This window comes from Spirosoma gilvum, assembly GCF_054776815.1.
This window is the reverse complement of sequence record NZ_BAAHBH010000026.1, coordinates 23,738-40,581: the sequence shown is the minus strand read 5'-3', so window position 1 is coordinate 40,581 and position 16,844 is coordinate 23,738. Positions and strand designations below refer to the sequence as shown.

The 16,844-nt window shown below is 47.9% G+C and carries 14 protein-coding genes and 1 pseudogene; 11 read left to right on the top strand and 4 right to left on the bottom strand.

What is annotated here, in order from left to right; all coding sequences use genetic code 11:
- Positions 1-601: 601 nt before the first annotated feature.
- On the bottom strand, positions 602-1,354 hold the full coding sequence (locus tag ACYVFD_RS35400) for a TrmH family RNA methyltransferase (RefSeq protein ID WP_461095349.1): 753 nt from the start codon (positions 1,352-1,354) through the stop codon (positions 602-604).
- A gap of 10 nt (positions 1,355-1,364) precedes the next feature.
- Here ACYVFD_RS35400 and tamL point away from each other — a divergent pair, with 10 nt between their 5' ends.
- From tamL to secG, 7 genes and pseudogenes are all read left to right on the top strand, one after another.
- Complete coding sequence (gene tamL, locus ACYVFD_RS35395) at positions 1,365-4,019, top strand: translocation and assembly module lipoprotein TamL (protein WP_461095348.1); 2,655 nt, start codon at positions 1,365-1,367, stop codon at positions 4,017-4,019.
- A gap of 183 nt (positions 4,020-4,202) precedes the next feature.
- Complete coding sequence (gene miaB / locus ACYVFD_RS35390) at positions 4,203-5,675, top strand: tRNA (N6-isopentenyl adenosine(37)-C2)-methylthiotransferase MiaB (protein ID WP_461095347.1); 1,473 nt, start codon at positions 4,203-4,205, stop codon at positions 5,673-5,675.
- Between the two features lie 246 nt (positions 5,676-5,921).
- Positions 5,922-6,329, top strand: a pseudogene (locus tag ACYVFD_RS35385) (nucleotidyltransferase); the annotation flags it as partial.
- A 5-nt stretch (positions 6,330-6,334) separates the two neighbouring features.
- Entirely contained in the window at positions 6,335-7,690 is a 1,356-nt protein-coding gene (locus ACYVFD_RS35380; RefSeq protein WP_461095346.1) for a sigma-54 interaction domain-containing protein, read from the top strand.
- 28 nt (positions 7,691-7,718) lie between these two features.
- Positions 7,719-8,240 (top strand): LPS assembly lipoprotein LptE, encoded by a 522-nt coding sequence (gene lptE, locus ACYVFD_RS35375; RefSeq protein WP_461095345.1) that lies wholly within the window; start codon positions 7,719-7,721, stop codon positions 8,238-8,240.
- Positions 8,241-8,324: 84 nt separating this feature from the next.
- Positions 8,325-9,149, top strand: a complete 825-nt coding sequence (locus ACYVFD_RS35370) for a hypothetical protein (RefSeq protein WP_461095344.1) — start codon at positions 8,325-8,327, stop codon at positions 9,147-9,149.
- Between the two features lie 72 nt (positions 9,150-9,221).
- Positions 9,222-9,614 (top strand): preprotein translocase subunit SecG, encoded by a 393-nt coding sequence (secG, locus tag ACYVFD_RS35365; RefSeq protein WP_461095343.1) that lies wholly within the window; start codon positions 9,222-9,224, stop codon positions 9,612-9,614.
- Between the two features lie 53 nt (positions 9,615-9,667).
- Here the strand turns inward: secG and ACYVFD_RS35360 are convergent, their stop codons facing one another.
- Positions 9,668-10,375, bottom strand: coding sequence for a hypothetical protein (locus ACYVFD_RS35360; RefSeq protein WP_461095342.1), 708 nt, complete (start codon positions 10,373-10,375; stop codon positions 9,668-9,670).
- Positions 10,376-10,646: 271 nt separating this feature from the next.
- On the opposite strand from ACYVFD_RS35360, the gene ACYVFD_RS35355 reads away from it, so the two are divergent.
- From ACYVFD_RS35355 to ACYVFD_RS35345, 3 genes are all read left to right on the top strand, one after another.
- Entirely contained in the window at positions 10,647-10,943 is a 297-nt protein-coding gene (locus ACYVFD_RS35355; RefSeq protein WP_020600117.1) for a co-chaperone GroES, read from the top strand.
- Between the two features lie 110 nt (positions 10,944-11,053).
- Entirely contained in the window at positions 11,054-12,691 is a 1,638-nt protein-coding gene (gene groL, locus ACYVFD_RS35350) for a chaperonin GroEL (protein WP_461095341.1), read from the top strand.
- Between the two features lie 142 nt (positions 12,692-12,833).
- Positions 12,834-13,256: a DoxX family protein gene (locus ACYVFD_RS35345; protein ID WP_461095340.1), complete on the top strand. Its 423-nt coding sequence runs from the start codon at positions 12,834-12,836 to the stop codon at positions 13,254-13,256.
- Between the two features lie 398 nt (positions 13,257-13,654).
- Here ACYVFD_RS35345 and ACYVFD_RS35340 read toward each other — a convergent pair whose 3' ends face one another.
- The gene (locus tag ACYVFD_RS35340) at positions 13,655-14,314 is read right to left on the bottom strand and encodes an ABC transporter ATP-binding protein (RefSeq protein WP_461095339.1); all 660 of its coding nucleotides are present in this window, start codon (positions 14,312-14,314) and stop codon (positions 13,655-13,657) included.
- A 161-nt stretch (positions 14,315-14,475) separates the two neighbouring features.
- On the opposite strand from ACYVFD_RS35340, the gene sucC reads away from it, so the two are divergent.
- Entirely contained in the window at positions 14,476-15,693 is a 1,218-nt protein-coding gene (sucC, locus tag ACYVFD_RS35335) for an ADP-forming succinate--CoA ligase subunit beta (protein WP_461095338.1), read from the top strand.
- Positions 15,694-15,926: 233 nt separating this feature from the next.
- Here the strand turns inward: sucC and ACYVFD_RS35330 are convergent, their stop codons facing one another.
- A complete protein-coding gene (locus ACYVFD_RS35330) occupies positions 15,927-16,760 on the bottom strand; it encodes a M48 family metallopeptidase (protein WP_461095337.1) in 834 nt (277 codons plus the stop codon).
- Positions 16,761-16,844 lie beyond the last annotated feature (84 nt).

Below are 16,844 nucleotides of genomic sequence, written 5' to 3'. Positions count from 1 at the left end.
TGAAGGTTTTAGCGAACAGAGTACCTTTGCTCAGGAGTTGACGCAGGTGATTCTGATGTTCATCGCTCAGCATTACGTGTTGCTTTTTCATACTCCTAAAATACTATAATACTTAGTTTACAGTGTATTTAGTATTGGAGAAGAAGAGGATTCTATCAAGACTGGAAATAATTTACACCTTTTCCTCATCTTTTATGAGAACGGTAGTGCTACGTTTCGAGCGAAAATAGGGAATAATGTAACTAAGGATAGTCCAATTAGTTGGCGGTTTGTAAAGGACTCACTGTATTTACAGACTGGCCAAATTTCAATAGTATCGAATGGGAGGACGCAAATAATTGATCGTGAGCCGATGAAGTACGCTATTGTGAACGTACCGGGTGGTTATTTTCTTAAAGGTAAAGACGATCAAATGCTTTTGGTTGAGCGGAAATAGTATAACTTGACTGACCTGTGAATAGTGTAGCCTGTTAGGCGAAAGCCGGTAATTTTTTGTCAAGCTAGGTAACTGGGGCGTTTCCTTTGTTGACCGATGCTCGCAAGCTCGTTTTGTTCTATTCGCTCAATATCCAGATTTTGCTGCCTATTTACATGAGCGGACCTAACTCGTAACCCGCCGGATATTGTCTAATAATACAGCCGTAGCGATACCAACATTTAAGGATTCGGCTTCTCCATAGCGGGGAATCGTAACCCGCTGAGTCACATACCGGGCAACGTCGGGCCGGATGCCGTTCGACTCATTTCCCATCACCAGATAACCAGAGTTTTTGAACGGAAGCGTATGGACATCGGTACCATCCAGAAAAGCACCGTAAACAGATACTGAGCCAGCCGATTGACTGAGTACGTGAACCACATCGCCATACCACCAGTTTACTCGGGTAAAGGAGCCTTTACTGGCCGAAATAACTTTCGGATTGTAGACGTCGGCGGTGGTTTCCGAGCAGAGGATTTTTCGAACCCCATACCAGTCGGCAATGCGCAGAATAGTGCCCAGATTGCCAGGGTCGCGGATGTCGTCTAAAATTAAGGCGATTTCACCGGGCTGAGCCAATAGCGGGCGGTTCTCTTTCGTTCTGACCACAGCCAGCGCGGCATTGTTGCTTTCGAGGGTACCGGCACGGGTTAAGTCAGTTTCTGACGCAATTTCAACCGTGGTTCGTTGGCGATCTGTGAGGTGAGCGTTTTCTTTGTAAAATGCTTCGGTCGCTACCACCAGTTCGGTCTGGAAGTTTGATTGCAGAACCTCCTGAACGCTCTTGGCTCCTTCGACCAGAAAAGCCCCGTGTTGTTGCCGGTATTTTTTCTGGTGCAGCGACTGAATGTATTTAAGCTGATTTTTGGAAAGCATGTTGTTAGGAATGAATAATGTAAAATGGATACTGGATAATGGTGTGAGGGCACATCGTACGTATCGTTATTCATTACTCATTATTCATTGTACATTAATTGTTTCGCTCTCTGGTTGCCTGAGTACCAAACGGTTGGGTATTAACCAATACATCCTGACGGCGCAAACGGTGAAAGGCAACCGGACCATTTCCCGCGAAGACCTTGAAAGCCTGATACCGCAAAAACCAAACCGTCGGGTGCTGGGCCTGCCCATTACACCACCGCTTTGGTTTTACCAACTGGGTGTACGCCGGTACAACCGCGAAGCTGCCATTCAGGAGCTACAGGCCAAAACTAATGAATTTGAACAGCAAAGCCAGCAACTGGCCGATCAACCTAAGGCGCTGAAAAAACTGAATAGACAGTATGGGCGGAAGTTGAAACACCTGCGCCAGAAGGCTGAAGAAGGCAACTGGCTGATGCGGAGCCTTGGCGAACCACCTTCCTATTTTGTGGAAGCCGATGCCAAAGCCAACGCGGTCAAGATGCAGAAATACCTATCGACCAAAGGGTTTCTCAATGCGCAGACCAGTTATACACTCGATACTATCCGGCGGTCGCAAATTCGGGTCAATTACCTGATTAAGGAGAACGAAGGGTTTTACCTGAGAAATATTTATTACGAGATTGCCGATACGCGTGTCGACTCCATCGTTCGGCAGTCGTTCGATCACTCGAAACTGAAAGTAGGTGAACGCTTCGATTTCGATAACATGTCGGGCGAACGGCTTCGGATTGAGTCGCTGCTGCGCGATCAGGGCTATTACACCTTTTCGCGCCAGTACATTCGGGCTACCGATGTCGATACCATCCGGCGGGGTAATGACCGGCGTTTTCTGGAAGGTGCCGAACCCGGCGATTCGACCCGTCGCACGATCGATGTCGCCATTCAGATTGTGAATCCACCCGGCAAATCGGCGCATCCGATTTATCAAATTGGGGATGTCGATGTTCAGATCAGTCCTAATGTCGATTTTGCCGCCAATGGTCAGCCAGCTACCATGATGAATCCGCTGGACACCGTCAAGCGGAATGGGATAACCTACATGTTGAGTGGTCAGGATATTTCGTTACGGCTGCTGGAATCAAAAATTCTGCTTCGCCCCAATCAATTGTATAGTCAGACAAACTACCGGGATACACAACGGCAGTTGTTTATGCTGAATCAGTTTAAGTACATCAATCTTAATTTCATCGACACTACCAATCGAAGGCTGCATGCACTCATTACGGCCAGCCCACTGGATAAATACGAAGCCACGGCCGAAGGGGGAGCCACTGGGTTACTGTATCAAGGGCAGGGATATCCTGGCGGCTTTGGCAGTTTAATCTTTCGGGTTCGGAATCTGTTTGGCGGGTTGGAGACCCTGGAAACATCGGTGCGCTATGGCATCGAAGCGCAAACGGGGTTTGTTCCCGATCCCAATAACCAAAACAAGGTTGTGTATGCGTCACAGGAGTTTGGTATTAGTAGTTCGCTGATTTTTCCACAGATCTTGTTTCCGGGTCGTGTGCGCTTTCGCTTTACGCCCTATGCTCCCCGCACACAGGTCAGTTTAAGCTACAATAACACGTTCCGGCCAGATTTCCGCCGTTCCTTACTGCGAGCGACAATGGCCTATAACTGGCAGACCACGCTCACCAAGCAGTTTAGCTTTCTGATTGCAGATATTAATCTGATTAATGCCGGAGATGGTACGAATAGAGTCATTAGCGATGCTTTTAGAGAACAGCTAAATATGCTAACCGCTCAGGGAAGTACGGTATATCTGAATTTCTTCCGTCGGTCGCTTAGTTCAAGCTTTAGTTTTGCGTATACCTATAATACCAATACGCCAGGGCAAAACCGTCGGGCAAATTTCTTTCGAACCGTTCTGGAATCGGGGGGAACTACGCTCAATTTTTTCTCAAACGAGAAGGTGGCTCAGTGGAGCGATTCGGCAACGGGGGTCGGGTTGCAGTTCTATAAATTTTTACGAGCCAGCGTCGATTACCGCCATTATATTCCAATTCGGTCCAGAACAACACTCGCGTTTCGGTTTAATACGGGTATAGCGTATGGCTATGGTCTCAAAGACAACCTTGTTCCTTATGAAAAATTGTTTTTTGCAGGAGGGAGCAATAGTGTTCGGGCCTGGTTGCCCAGACGGTTAGGGCCTGGAGCCGCTTATCCCTATCAGGCAGGTGATCCTAAAATTCCGGCAAGGACAGTAACGGGTCAATTCATTTATTTATTTGAGCAACCCGGCAACGTGCTTATTGAAGGCTCGGCTGAGCTACGTGGTCGTTTATTTCATCTGGGGGCTGACATTAATGGTGCTATTTTTATTGATGCTGGCAACGTCTGGACGCTTCGTGATAATCCCAATCGACCTGGATCGGCTTTCCATCTCAATTCATTCATCCCTCAGATTGCAGTGGGTACGGGTGTAGGCTTACGAATCGATTTTTCATTTTTCGTGATTCGTTTCGATGGCGGAATTAAAGTTTGGGACCCCGCCCGATTAAACTTGAGTGAAGCCGAAGGAGGAGGGGCTTTTATTCTGCCTAAGTTCTCGTTGGCTAAATTATCTAGCGGTCCTAATCCCCTGGTAATCAATTTCGGCGTTGGCTATCCCTTTTAACGTACGCGTCTGAACTTCGCCGTTTGCTGAATCGTTAACAGAAATTAACGACCAGTTTCTGCCAAAATGACAGCATTTTCGGGCCAATCTTCTTAATTTTGTAAAAAAGAGTCGTCAGATCGTGGTAAATGGCTGTCAGGGGTTGGCTGCGATGAACCGTCGACTACCGACTACCGACTAACAATGACACTGATTACCGAACTCAACATACTGCAACCGGCTGATAAGGAGCAGATTGATTCACCCCGCACCTCCGAAGACGAGCTGGCAGTGGGCAAGAAACGGCTGTACATCGAAAGCTATGGTTGCCAGATGAACTTCGCCGATAGTGAGATCGTAGCGGCCGTGATGCGGAACGCTGGTTTTGCGACTACCTCGTCGGCCGAAGATGCGGATCTGATCTTTCTGAATACCTGCGCCATTCGGGACAATGCCGAGCAAAAAGTTCGTAACCGACTCAAACACCTGACCGGCCTGAAACGTCAGAAGCCCGAACTGCTGGTGGGTATGCTGGGCTGCATGGCCGAACGGCTGAAGACCAAGCTGCTGGAAGAAGAAAAAGTGGTCGATATTGTGGCGGGACCCGATGCCTATCGCGATATTCCAAAGCTGGTAGAGGAGGCCGAATCGGGACAGAAAGCCGTGAATGTATTTCTGTCACGCGAAGAAACCTACGCCGATATTTCACCGATCCGTCTGAATTCCAACGGCGTAACCGCTTTTGTGTCCATCATGCGCGGCTGCGACAATATGTGCAGCTTCTGCGTCGTGCCGTTCACCCGTGGGCGCGAACGGAGCCGCGATCCGCACAGCATCGTCCGCGAAGCGCAGGATCTCTTTGATCAAGGCTACCGCGAAGTAACGCTGCTCGGACAGAATGTGGATAGTTATAAGTGGCAGGGAGCAGGGAGCCAGGAGCTAGGAGAGACCAACGCCATGCCCCACGCTCCAAGCACCGAGCCGCTTGTCACCTTTGCCATCCTCCTCGAAATGGTGGCGCAGATCCATCCCGATTTGCGGGTTCGGTTCTCAACGTCGCACCCCAAGGACATTACGGACGATGTGCTGTATACCATGGCGCGGTATGACAACATCTGCAAGTACATCCACCTGCCTGCCCAAAGTGGCAACAGCCGGGTGCTCAAACTGATGAATCGGACGTATGACCGTCCCTGGTACGTTGGCAAGATCGATCGGATTCGCGAGATTCTGGGCGAGGATTGCGGTATTTCGACGGATATGATTTCGGGCTTCTGTACCGAAACGGAGGAAGAGCACCAGGAGTCGTTGTCGCTCATGAACTATGTGCGCTACGATTACGCCTATATGTTTGCCTATTCGGAGCGCCCCGGTACACTGGCTGCTAAAAAATACGCTGATGATATTCCGGAAGACGTGAAAAAACGTCGGCTGAATGAGATCATTGCCCGTCAATTGGAGCATTCCGCCGAACGGAATCAACGGCATATTGGCCAGGTACAACGTGTATTGATCGAAGGACCATCCAAACGCTCCGACGAGTTTCTGTGTGGCCGGAATGACCAGAATAAAATGGTCGTTTTTCCAAAAGTAAGCCACAAGAAAGGTCAGTACGTTAATGTCCTGGTGACCGAATGTACCTCGGCAACGCTTCTGGGTGAAGTAGTGAATCAATAATTGTCATTCCATTGTCATGAACTTGTCTCTGCAAACAGTGACTATCTTTAGCTACTTGAACAATGTCAGAAGTACGGTTAGATAGGTCGGCATTTACTATATATAAACAGTCGGAAGAGCCGCCTGCATATATATATTGGATGACAAGAAGCCCTGCTGAGCGTATCTCGGCTGTTGAATACCTTCGTAAGCAATATGTTGGAACTCAGTTAAGACCGGCCGACGGTTCGGTTCAGAGAGTTTGTCGAATTATTAAACATACACGAAGTTGAATATTTAGTTGTCGGTGGCTACGCTGTTGCTTTTCACGGGCGGCCTAGATTCACAGGGGATATTGACTTCTGGATAGCGATTTCTGCCGAGAATACGCAGCGTGTTGTTCAGGTATTAAAAGACTTTGGCTTCGGTGCTGTGGGTGTTGGAGCTGCCGATTTACAGCAGGAAGATATTGTTGTTCAACTTGGTTATGAACCTAACAGGATTGATATTCTTACGTCTGTAACTGGTTTGACATTTAGTGAATGCTTTGCCCGAAGTGTAAAGGCTGATCTAGACGGCTTGCTTGTGAATTTTATACATCTCAACGATTTAAAAATTAACAAAGCAGCAACAGGCCGGGGAAAAGACATTGGTGATTTAGAAAACCTGCCCTAATACGAATGAACAATCAGGAAATACAGTCTGTTAAACAACGCTTCGGTATAATTGGTAACGCTCCTGCGCTCAACTACGCTATCAACGTAGCTATGCAGGTAGCGGCTACTGATCTGACCGTGCTCATTACGGGTGAGAGTGGGAGTGGGAAGGAGTCGTTTTCGAAAATCATCCACAGCCTGAGTGCTCGTAAACACGGCCAGTTTATTGCCATCAACTGTGGCGCTATTCCCGAGGGAACCATCGATTCGGAGCTGTTTGGTCACGAAAAAGGATCATTTACCGGCGCTGTCGACTCGCGAAAAGGCTATTTCGAGACGACCAATGGCGGTACCATTTTTCTGGACGAGATAGGCGAAATGCCGCTAGGCACGCAGGCCCGCTTGCTGCGCGTGCTGGAAAATGGCGAGTTCATTCGGGTGGGTTCATCCAAAACCCAGAAGACCGATGTACGCGTGGTAGCGGCCACCAACGTTAACCTGATGGACGCGGTCGAGAAGGGCAAATTCCGGGAAGATTTATATTATCGACTCAATACGGTGCCGATTTACGTGCCGCCCCTGCGCGAGCGGGGCACTGATATAGAGCTGCTATTTCGCAAATTTACAACCGATTTTGCCGAGCGGTACCGCATCAAACCCCTGCAACTGACCGAAGGCGCCAAACAAGTACTGATGTCGTTTCCATTTCCAGGGAATATCCGTCAGTTGAAAAATATCGCTGAGCAAGTGTCCATCCTTGAATCGGAACAGAACAAACCTATTGAAGCCGATACCCTGGCGAAATACCTGCCTAGCGCGCAACAGCCAAGCCGTACGCTGGCGTTATTTCCGCAGGCTCACGGGGGGAACGCCGAGAATTTCTCCGAACGGGAATTGCTGTATAAAGTCCTGTTCGACATGCGCCGGGATATGAACGATCTGAAAAAGCTGGTTCGGGATATGCTTGGTAATGAGCAGGATGGGCGGCAGATTTTGCATACGCACAAGGACCTGTTCGATTCGATTACGCCCGACGGTGATCCTCGTCCGACAGGTGATCTGGGAGTAACTCGCTTTCTGCCTGCTACCAACGGAACAATTAGGCCGGAAACACCACCATCAGAAACCTACGGCAGTCATCCACCCGTACAGCTTTTTGACGATGTGGATGGTGATATCAACGACCTGACTGAGGTGGAAGACGTTACCCACGAAACGGAAGAAGATGACTCCTTATCGCTGGAACGTCAGGAGAAAGAAATGATTCTGAAAGCGCTGCGACGCAATAATAATAAGCGGAAATACGCAGCCCAGGCACTCGGCATTTCCGAACGGACGTTATATCGGAAAATCAAACAGTATGAAATTGATGAAGAGTAAGTCAATAATGATGAATGATGAATTAAGAATGATGAATTCTAGGGCTATACGATTTATTTTATCATTCATCATTCTTAATTCATCATTCATCATTCAATCGTGTGGAGTTTACTCTTTCACGGGTACGACGCTTTCGTCCGATATTAAAACCGTAACGGTTAATAACTTCGTGTTGGCAACGGCGGGTGGTCCGGCTAATTTACCCCTTACGTTCAATGAGAAACTAAAAGAGTACTACCAGCGCTATACAAATCTGAAAGTAGTGCCCGCCAATGGGGATATTGTGCTCGAAGGAAATATTACAGGCTATGACCTGCTGGCTGTAGCGCCAACGGCCCAGGATCAGGCAGGGGTTAACCGGTTGCAAATCACCGTACTGGCCCGATTTTACAACAATAAGGACGAAAGCAAGAACTTTGAACAGTCGTTTTCGTTCTATCAGGACTTTCCGCAGGGACAAACGCTGAGCCAGAACGAAAGTCGTTTGGTACCGAAAATTCTGGATCAGATCGTTCTTGATATTTTCAACAAAACGGCCGCTGACTGGTAAAAAAATCCTGGATTACGCTTTACGAATTAGGCTTGATACCGTACTTTCGCAGATCGTAAGTTGTACCCATAAATAGTACCTTCCTTGCTTTCACTCGATAAAGAAACCTTTTCTTACTGGGTCACCCATCCCGACGATTTATCTGCTACTGACTTTGCTCAATTACAGGAGAGTCTGGCGGCATACCCATATTGCCAATCATTATATACGTTAACCGCTAAGGCAGCATCAGTTCATCAGCGGAGCCATGCCATCTCGTTTGTGCGTCAGGCAGCAGCCCATGCACTCAGCCGTAATGCCCTCCGTAAACTAATCGAGAATGAATTTCAGTGGTCAGAAAATCTGCTGTCGAAGCTGAATGAGTTATCGGCTAAGCATGTACCTATCCCTGATGACTATCAGCAGGAGAGTTACGCCATCTTTAAGTCGAAAGCAGGGTTGAGCAACGGCTTTCCTAAATTGACCTTACTGCGCTTATCGGCTCCGGGCGAAACGGATCAGCTTGATACGAAGCCCTTACCCGAAGACCCAACATTAGCTGAAACCAATCTGCAACACGAACTCGTACAAATAGCGGAACCGGTGGAGGATGAGCAGCCTGAACTGTCGGCCGCCGATCTGGAACGGCAGCGTCAATTTGACCTGATCGAAAGTTTTATTAAGAATGAGCCCAGTATTTCACGCATTTCAGCCCGAGGAAAAGTTGGAGAATCAACCGAACAGGAAGACCTCACAAAACGAAATAGGGTGGTAAGTGGAGGATTAGTGACCGAGAGTTTCGCCAAAATATTGGAAAAACAAGGAAAAATTGACAAAGCCCGTGAAATGTATAAGAAGCTGATGGTGAAAAATCCAGAAAAAAAGGCGTACTTTGCGGCAAAAATTACTGAATTGGAGAGTCGTCAGTAGGCAGCAGAGGTATGATTTTTGCTCTCTCCAATATCAAAACGCATTAACTAAACAGAGTAAGCATCTTTTTTCATGGTAACAGCACTTGTTGTTCTTATTTGTATTTTCACCGTACTGCTGATTCTTATTGTCCTGATTCAGAATTCGAAAGGTGGCGGTTTAACGGGTGAGTTTGGTGGTTTGGGGTCAAATCAGCTTATGGGCGTGAAAAAAACGACCGATTTGCTCGAACAGATCACCTGGGGGTTAGGTATTGGCGTCATGGTCCTGACGCTGGCATCGTACATCATGGTTGATCGGAATCAGACGACGACCATCAATAGTGCTAACGTCGATCGGGCACAGACCCAGACGTTACCGGGAGCGGCTGCACCGAGTGCTGCCAATGGCGCTGCCCCAAGTCAGGCTGTACCAGGCGCACAGTCGCCGGGCGCTTCTACCTCGGCATTAACCCCCCAGAAGTAGTCCTGTCAGTTGATATTTACGAAAAAGCACGTCGACCGACGTGCTTTTTCAGTTTATGCCACTGCCCGAGCCAGCAGTTGCCGCGCTATGGGAAGCAACGTCTCCTGGACGGGGTAGGTGTGCTTACTCTCCAGGATAAACGTTGCTGGATTGGGTAAATGTCGATGACGACGGATTAGGTCGAGTTTGATGTTTTCAAACGTGTTGGCGAGCGTCTTTTTTACTACATCAACCAGACGCAACTGCACCAGACGCCCCCCAGGCTCCTGCTCCGAATAGAGCGTCATGGCAAAATAATACACCTGTGTTTCAGCCTGATTGGTTGCGTGGAGTAGCAGATAGCCCTCCTCAGGCCGAAGCGGTAACAGGCCCACCGGAAGCAGGGTTAGTGATTGGGCAATATCATCCCAGCGCTGACGCCCCTCTGTTAGCATCGTCTGAAAACGGGGCAAGGCAAATTCCATAATGGCATCCAGTTCGGCCATAAATGTGGGGTCCGTTACCTCGGATTTGTATTCGATTCGTGGGGGTGGTCCACTTATTCTACTTACCCGTTTGGGGAACGCAGCATTTAGCGTACCTTTGCCCCTCGCAAAACGAAGACCTTCATGGTAGTGATCGCGTAGTTCAGGCAGATCAGGGCAAAGTTTATAATCGGCGAAGTTCTGTTTGACGCCCTGTAAGTATGCCATCACGACATATTTTTGGTATTCGGCATCAACCCAATTTTGTGTAAACCAGTCAGATTGCAACTTTTTCATAGGCCATAAACAGTCATTTGGCGGGAAAATGACTTTGTTAATTTAACTAATAGTTGCTTTACAACCAAATTCTGTTTGCTGGATAGACATTTTTTGCCGAAGAAAGTTTAGCGAATTAGGTAAATGGCAGTATGTCAGTTCTAAAACTGAAAATTTGACAGTCTGGCTAGTGTTGGCACAGTAATTGGCGAATGGCGAATCGGGGCCGCTCCTGCGGTAGTGTTAATTAATTAGTGCACAAACAGTTAAAAACCTTAATCAATTTATTATCATGGTAGCAGAAACGGAAAGCGTTAAAGTGAACGTGAAACCGCTGGCCGACCGTGTGCTGATCGAAGCAGCACCGGCTGAAGAAAAAACCTCGTTCGGGATCATCATTCCCGACACGGCAAAGGAAAAACCCCAGCGTGGTACGGTCGTTGCCGTTGGCGCAGGTAAGAAAGATGAGCCGCTGACGGTTCAGGTGGGCGATACGGTACTGTATGGCAAATACGCCGGCACAGAAATCACCGTCGATGGCAAAGAGTACCTTATCATGCGTGAATCCGACATTTTCGCAATCCTGTAATTTAATGATGAATGATAAATGATGAATGATGAATTGTTACTCTAATAGTACACTTCTCGTTCATCCCGTTCATTCATAATTAATCATTCATAATTCATCATTAACCAACAATGGCTAAGAAAATATTTTTCGATACCGAAGCCCGCGAACGCATTAAGAAGGGCGTCGACACTCTCGCCGATGCGGTGAAAGTAACTCTGGGTCCAAAAGGACGTAACGTTATCCTTGATAAAAAATTCGGCTCACCTGCCATCACCAAAGATGGTGTAACGGTAGCCAAAGAAATTGAACTGAAAGACGCCATGGAAAACATGGGCGCTCAGTTAGTAAAAGAAGTAGCGTCGAAAACCGCCGATTCGGCTGGTGATGGTACCACCACGGCTACCGTACTGGCTCAGGCCATCTACTCGATCGGTGCGAAAAACGTTGCCGCTGGAGCGAACCCAATGGACCTGAAACGCGGTATCGATAAAGCAGTTACGGCAGTGGTAGCTAATCTGGCTGAACAGTCGCAAACCATTGGTGACGACTTCGGTAAAATCGAGCAGGTAGCGACCATCTCGGCTAACCACGACGAAGAAATCGGTACGATGATCGCCGAAGCCATGAAGAAAGTGGGTAAAGAAGGTGTGATCACGGTTGAAGAAGCGCGTGGTACCGAAACGGAAGTAAAAACCGTAGAAGGTATGCAGTTCGACCGGGGCTACCTGTCGCCATACTTCGTCACGAACACCGAGAAAATGGAAGTTGAACTGGATCGTCCGTTCATCCTGATTTCGGAGAAGAAAGTTTCGTCGATGAAAGAACTGCTTCCAGTACTGGAGCAAGTTGCTCAAACCGGCCGCCCTTTGCTGATCATCGCTGAAGACGTTGATGGTGAGGCTCTGGCTACGCTGGTCGTTAACAAAATCCGTGGCGCTCTGAAAGTAGCTGCGGTAAAAGCACCTGGCTTCGGCGACCGTCGGAAAGCTATGCTGGAAGATATCGCTATCCTGACAGGTGGTCAGGTGATCAGTGAAGAGCGTGGTTTCAAACTGGAAAACGCTTCGATCGATTACCTGGGCCAGGCTGAGAAAATCCTGATCGACAAAGACAACACGACTGTTGTAAATGGCGTAGGTCATAAGGACGATATCACCGGCCGCGTGAACCAGATCAAAGCACAGATCGAAAACACGACTTCGGATTACGACCGTGAGAAACTACAGGAGCGTCTGGCTAAACTGTCGGGCGGTGTGGCTATTCTCTACATCGGTGCCGCTACTGAAGTTGAAATGAAAGAGAAGAAAGACCGCGTTGACGATGCGCTGCACGCAACTCGCGCTGCCGTTGAAGAAGGTATCGTAACGGGTGGTGGTATCGCACTGATCCGCGCTATCCCAGCTCTGGATAATGTGAAGGCTGCCAACGAAGACGAGAAAACCGGTATCGCCATCATCCGTCAGGCGCTGGAATCTCCACTTCGTACCATTGTTGCCAACGCTGGTGGTGAAGGTTCTGTCGTTGTGAACAAAGTGAAAGAAGGCGAAGGCGGCTTCGGCTACAACGCGAAAAATGATACTTTCGAAGACCTGTTCGCGGCTGGTATCATCGATCCGAAAAAAGTATCTCGTCTGGCCCTGGAAAACGCAGCCTCGATTGCTGGTCTGTTGCTGACCACCGAATGTGTTATCGCTGATGAGCCAGAAGAAGCTCCAGCCGGTGGCGCTGGTCACGGTCACCCAGGTGGCATGGGCGGCATGATGTAATAGCTGTCTGATCGGACCGCCGACGCGGCCAGGATTTATCTGATTAAACAGATTTTCTGGATTTTGCAAAAACGCCCTCGGTCGAAAGATCGGGGGCGTTTTTATTTTTTGCTTATGTTAGCCCATTCATTAACTGATTCTTATGAGAAAGTTTTTTTCAGCCGAAGGTATCTGGCAGGAGGGTGGACTAGCCCTCATCCGAATTGCAGTAGGTCTACAGTTAGTCTATCACGGATGGGAAGTCTTTGATCCAGTTCAGATAAAGGAGTATGCGACCTGGGAGGTTTTCAAGCCTATGTCTTCGCCCCTCATTATGGCTTATTTAGGCAAAGGCTCTGAACTGGTAGCCGGGATTTTGCTAACCGCCGGATTTCTGACCCGAATCGGTTGCCTGATTACGATTGGTACGATGCTGTATATTACCTTTTATATAGGCCACGGCAAATTCTGGTACGAAGATCAGCACCCTTTCTTATTTGTTCTGCTGGCTCTCGTCTTCTTTTTTACTGGGCCTGGCAAATGGAGCGTCGATGCGCTGCTGTCTGGTAACAATCGGAGCGTTTGAAAGAAGTAGGTAGGCAAATGTAGGCTAGAGAAGGCCGATGAATGAATCTACCAGGGGTCGGTATAGATAAACAAAAAAGCCAAGCGAGAGACTCTCTTGGCTTTCTGATTTACTCAACGTTATGAAAAACTTTTCTTTTCGATACAATTATAAAACAAAATTATTGAAAATAAATATACTTAGCCCAACTTTTTTTTTAAGGTTTATCTAGTCGCTTGACAATGAAGCCGATAAATAAATTTGTTGAGCATAAATAACTGAGTATTACTACGGGATTACTTAGTAAATACGAACTCTGTAGGGATTCGTCAAGTTGTTCAGATTATAAGCGAGTCCTTCTATTCGTATCGGAAATTAGCCCCTCTACGTTCCAATAGCCTACTGACGTATAATCTAGATCAGATCAGCACCATGCCATCCCGAATGGTCAATTTTCGGTCGGCAAGGTCTGCCAGGTGCTCATTATGCGTAACGATGACGAAGGTTTGCCCAAATTCGTCTCGCAGCCGAAAGAACAACTGGTGGAGTTCTTCAGCGTTGTGCGAATCGAGATTGCCGCTGGGTTCGTCAGCAAAAACAATGGCCGGTTGATTGATCAAAGCTCTTGCTACAGCTACCCGCTGCTGCTCTCCCCCTGAAAGTTGGGACGGAAAATGATCCTGACGGTTACGAAGACTTAACCGATCCAATAATTCGCTAGCCCGCTGCCGAACCTGTTTTTCGTCTTTTCCCGCAATAAATCCCGGCAAACAAACATTTTCGAGAGCTGTAAACTCGGGCAGTAGGTTGTTGAACTGAAAAACAAAGCCAATGCGCTCGTTCCGAAACTGAGCCAGTTGCCGATCGTTCAGCTTGAAAACGTTTTGTCCATCAAGCAACAGTTCGCCCGCATCGGGTCGATCCAGTGTGCCGAGAATCTGTAAAAGAGTGGTTTTACCAGCCCCCGATGCTCCCACAATCGATACGATTTCGCCCGGTTCGATGGTTATATTGATCCCTTTGAGGACGGCCAGATTTCCGTAATTCCGGCGAATATCCGTGGTTTGAAGAAGCGACATTTAAAAAATGATAAATGATGAATGATAAATGATCGTTGAGAAATGAAGAAGAGAAATCGATTTTAGTCGATAACGTTCATCGTTCATCATTCATCATTCATCATTTCCTGTTAACTTGCCGCGCAAAAATACGATTTCCAATCCTCCTTGTTGCAGTTGTCATGAATATACACGAGTATCAGGGTAAAGAAATTCTCAAAAAATACGGTGTCCGCATCCAGGAGGGCATTGTTGCTGAGTCGCCCGAAAAAGCGGTGGAAGCCGCTAAGCAGATTATGGCACAAACGAATTCCAAGTTTGTCGTCATAAAATCGCAGATCCACGCGGGTGGACGTGGTAAGGGCAAAATTGTCGGCAGCGAACAGCGTGGGGTAGCCTTAGCGAAATCGGTCGATGATGTGCGCGACATTGCCAAAAATCTGATCGGTAACGTGCTTGTTACGCACCAAACCGGACCTGAAGGGAAAAAAGTAAACAAGGTTCTGGTAGCACAGGATGTGTTTTATCCGGGAGCATCGGAGCCTAAAGAAATGTACATCAGTATCCTCCTCGACCGGAGCAAAGCCTGCAATGTGATCATGGCCAGCACCGAAGGCGGGATGGACATTGAAGAAGTTGCGGAGAAAACGCCTGAGAAAATTGTAAAAGAATGGATCGATCCGGCCGTAGGGCTGCAACCTTTCCAGGCGCGGAAAGTAGCGTTTGGTCTGGGTCTTTCGGGCGAGGCATTTAAAGAGATGGTCAAATTTGTGACTTCACTTTATAAGGCTTATGTGGATACCGATGCGTCGATGTTTGAGATCAACCCGGTTCTGAAAACATCGGACAATAAAATTCTGGCGGTTGATGCAAAAGTAAATCTGGACGATAATGCGTTGTACCGTCATCCTGATCTGGCGAACCTGCGCGACATTACCGAAGAAGATCCGCTCGAAGTAGAAGCATCGGCCAACGACCTGAACTATGTAAAACTCGACGGTAACGTAGGTTGCATGGTAAATGGCGCCGGGCTGGCTATGGCTACGATGGACATCATCAAATTGTCGGGTGGTGAGCCTGCCAACTTCCTGGACGTAGGTGGTGGGGCTAATGCCAAAACGGTTGAAGCTGGTTTCCGCATTATCCTGAAAGATCCGAACGTAAAAGCCATTCTGATCAACATCTTTGGTGGTATCGTTCGCTGCGACCGTGTAGCTACGGGCGTTGTGGAAGCCTATAAAGCGATTGGCGATATTCCAGTGCCAATTATTGTTCGCTTGCAGGGAACGAATGCCGCAGAAGGCGCCAAAATCATTGACGAGTCAGGACTGAAAGTTCAGTCGGCAGTAGAGCTGAAAGAAGCCGCTGAAAAAGTACGTCAGGTGGTATCTGCCTTGTAGGTGTACGATTTTTTGAAAGGTAAAAAAGCTTAGTGAGCTTTTTGTCATTCCGACGCAGGAGGAATCTCGAGTTTGACTCGTAGGGGACTTTAAGATTCCTCCTGCGTCGGAATGATAAAATTCTTCATTTTTGCTTTCCGATATGTTAGCTACTCTCATTAACTTTCAAAAAGTTTGGCCCAAACAAAAAGCCGGAGCACAAACTCCGGCTTTTTCATTTTAAATGCAGTTAATTAGCGACGGGCGCTGGCATAGTACTTCTGTGCGTCGGGCAATAGTTTTTGCAAATCGGCTATCCGACGAGCATCTGAAGGGTGGTCGGAGAAAAACTCAGCTGGCGCTTTGCCACCACTGGCTTTGGCCATCCGCTCCCAGAACGTAATGGCTTCGGCCGGATTGTAGCCCGCCATCGACATGAAAATTAGTCCTAGATGGTCGGCTTCTGACTCCTGATTACGACTATGGGGAAGGCCACGGCCAAACTGATAAGCTAGTGGGCCAACCACACCAAACGCTTGCTGGAATATCGCCTGTGTTTGCGGACTCCTGTTGGATGTCGCAATACCAGTAGCTACCTGACCTGCCTGTAGCAAACCGTTGGCTATAAGACTTTCGCTCATGCGTTCGTTACCGTGTTCGGCAATGGCGTGCGAGACTTCATGACCTAATACGGTTGCTAAACCCGCTTCGTTTTGCGTGTAAGGCAGAATGCCTGAATACACAACGATTTTACCACCCGGCATACACCAGGCATTGACCTGATTACTTTGTACCAGATGGTACTCCCATTGAAAACCTTCGAGTCGTTTTGAAAAGCCGTTGCTGTTCATGTAACTCTCGACAGCCTGACGAATACGGTTACCTACCCGCGTGACCATTTCGGCGTCGTTGTTCGATGTTGGAACAACCCGACTTGTATCCAAAAAGGCTTTATATTGGGTAAAGCTCATAGCGAGCATTTCGCTGGGCGGGACCAGAATCAGTTGCTTTCGCCCGGTTAGCGGCACCTTTTCGCAGGCCGTAACCGCGAAAGCCAGCGATAGCATAACAATCAATACTTTTTTCATTTGTGCGTGTTTAATGGTAGATGACATTCTGACGTATTAAGACCCATAAGGTACCGGAATTGTTCAAATTTTCTGTCAATCATG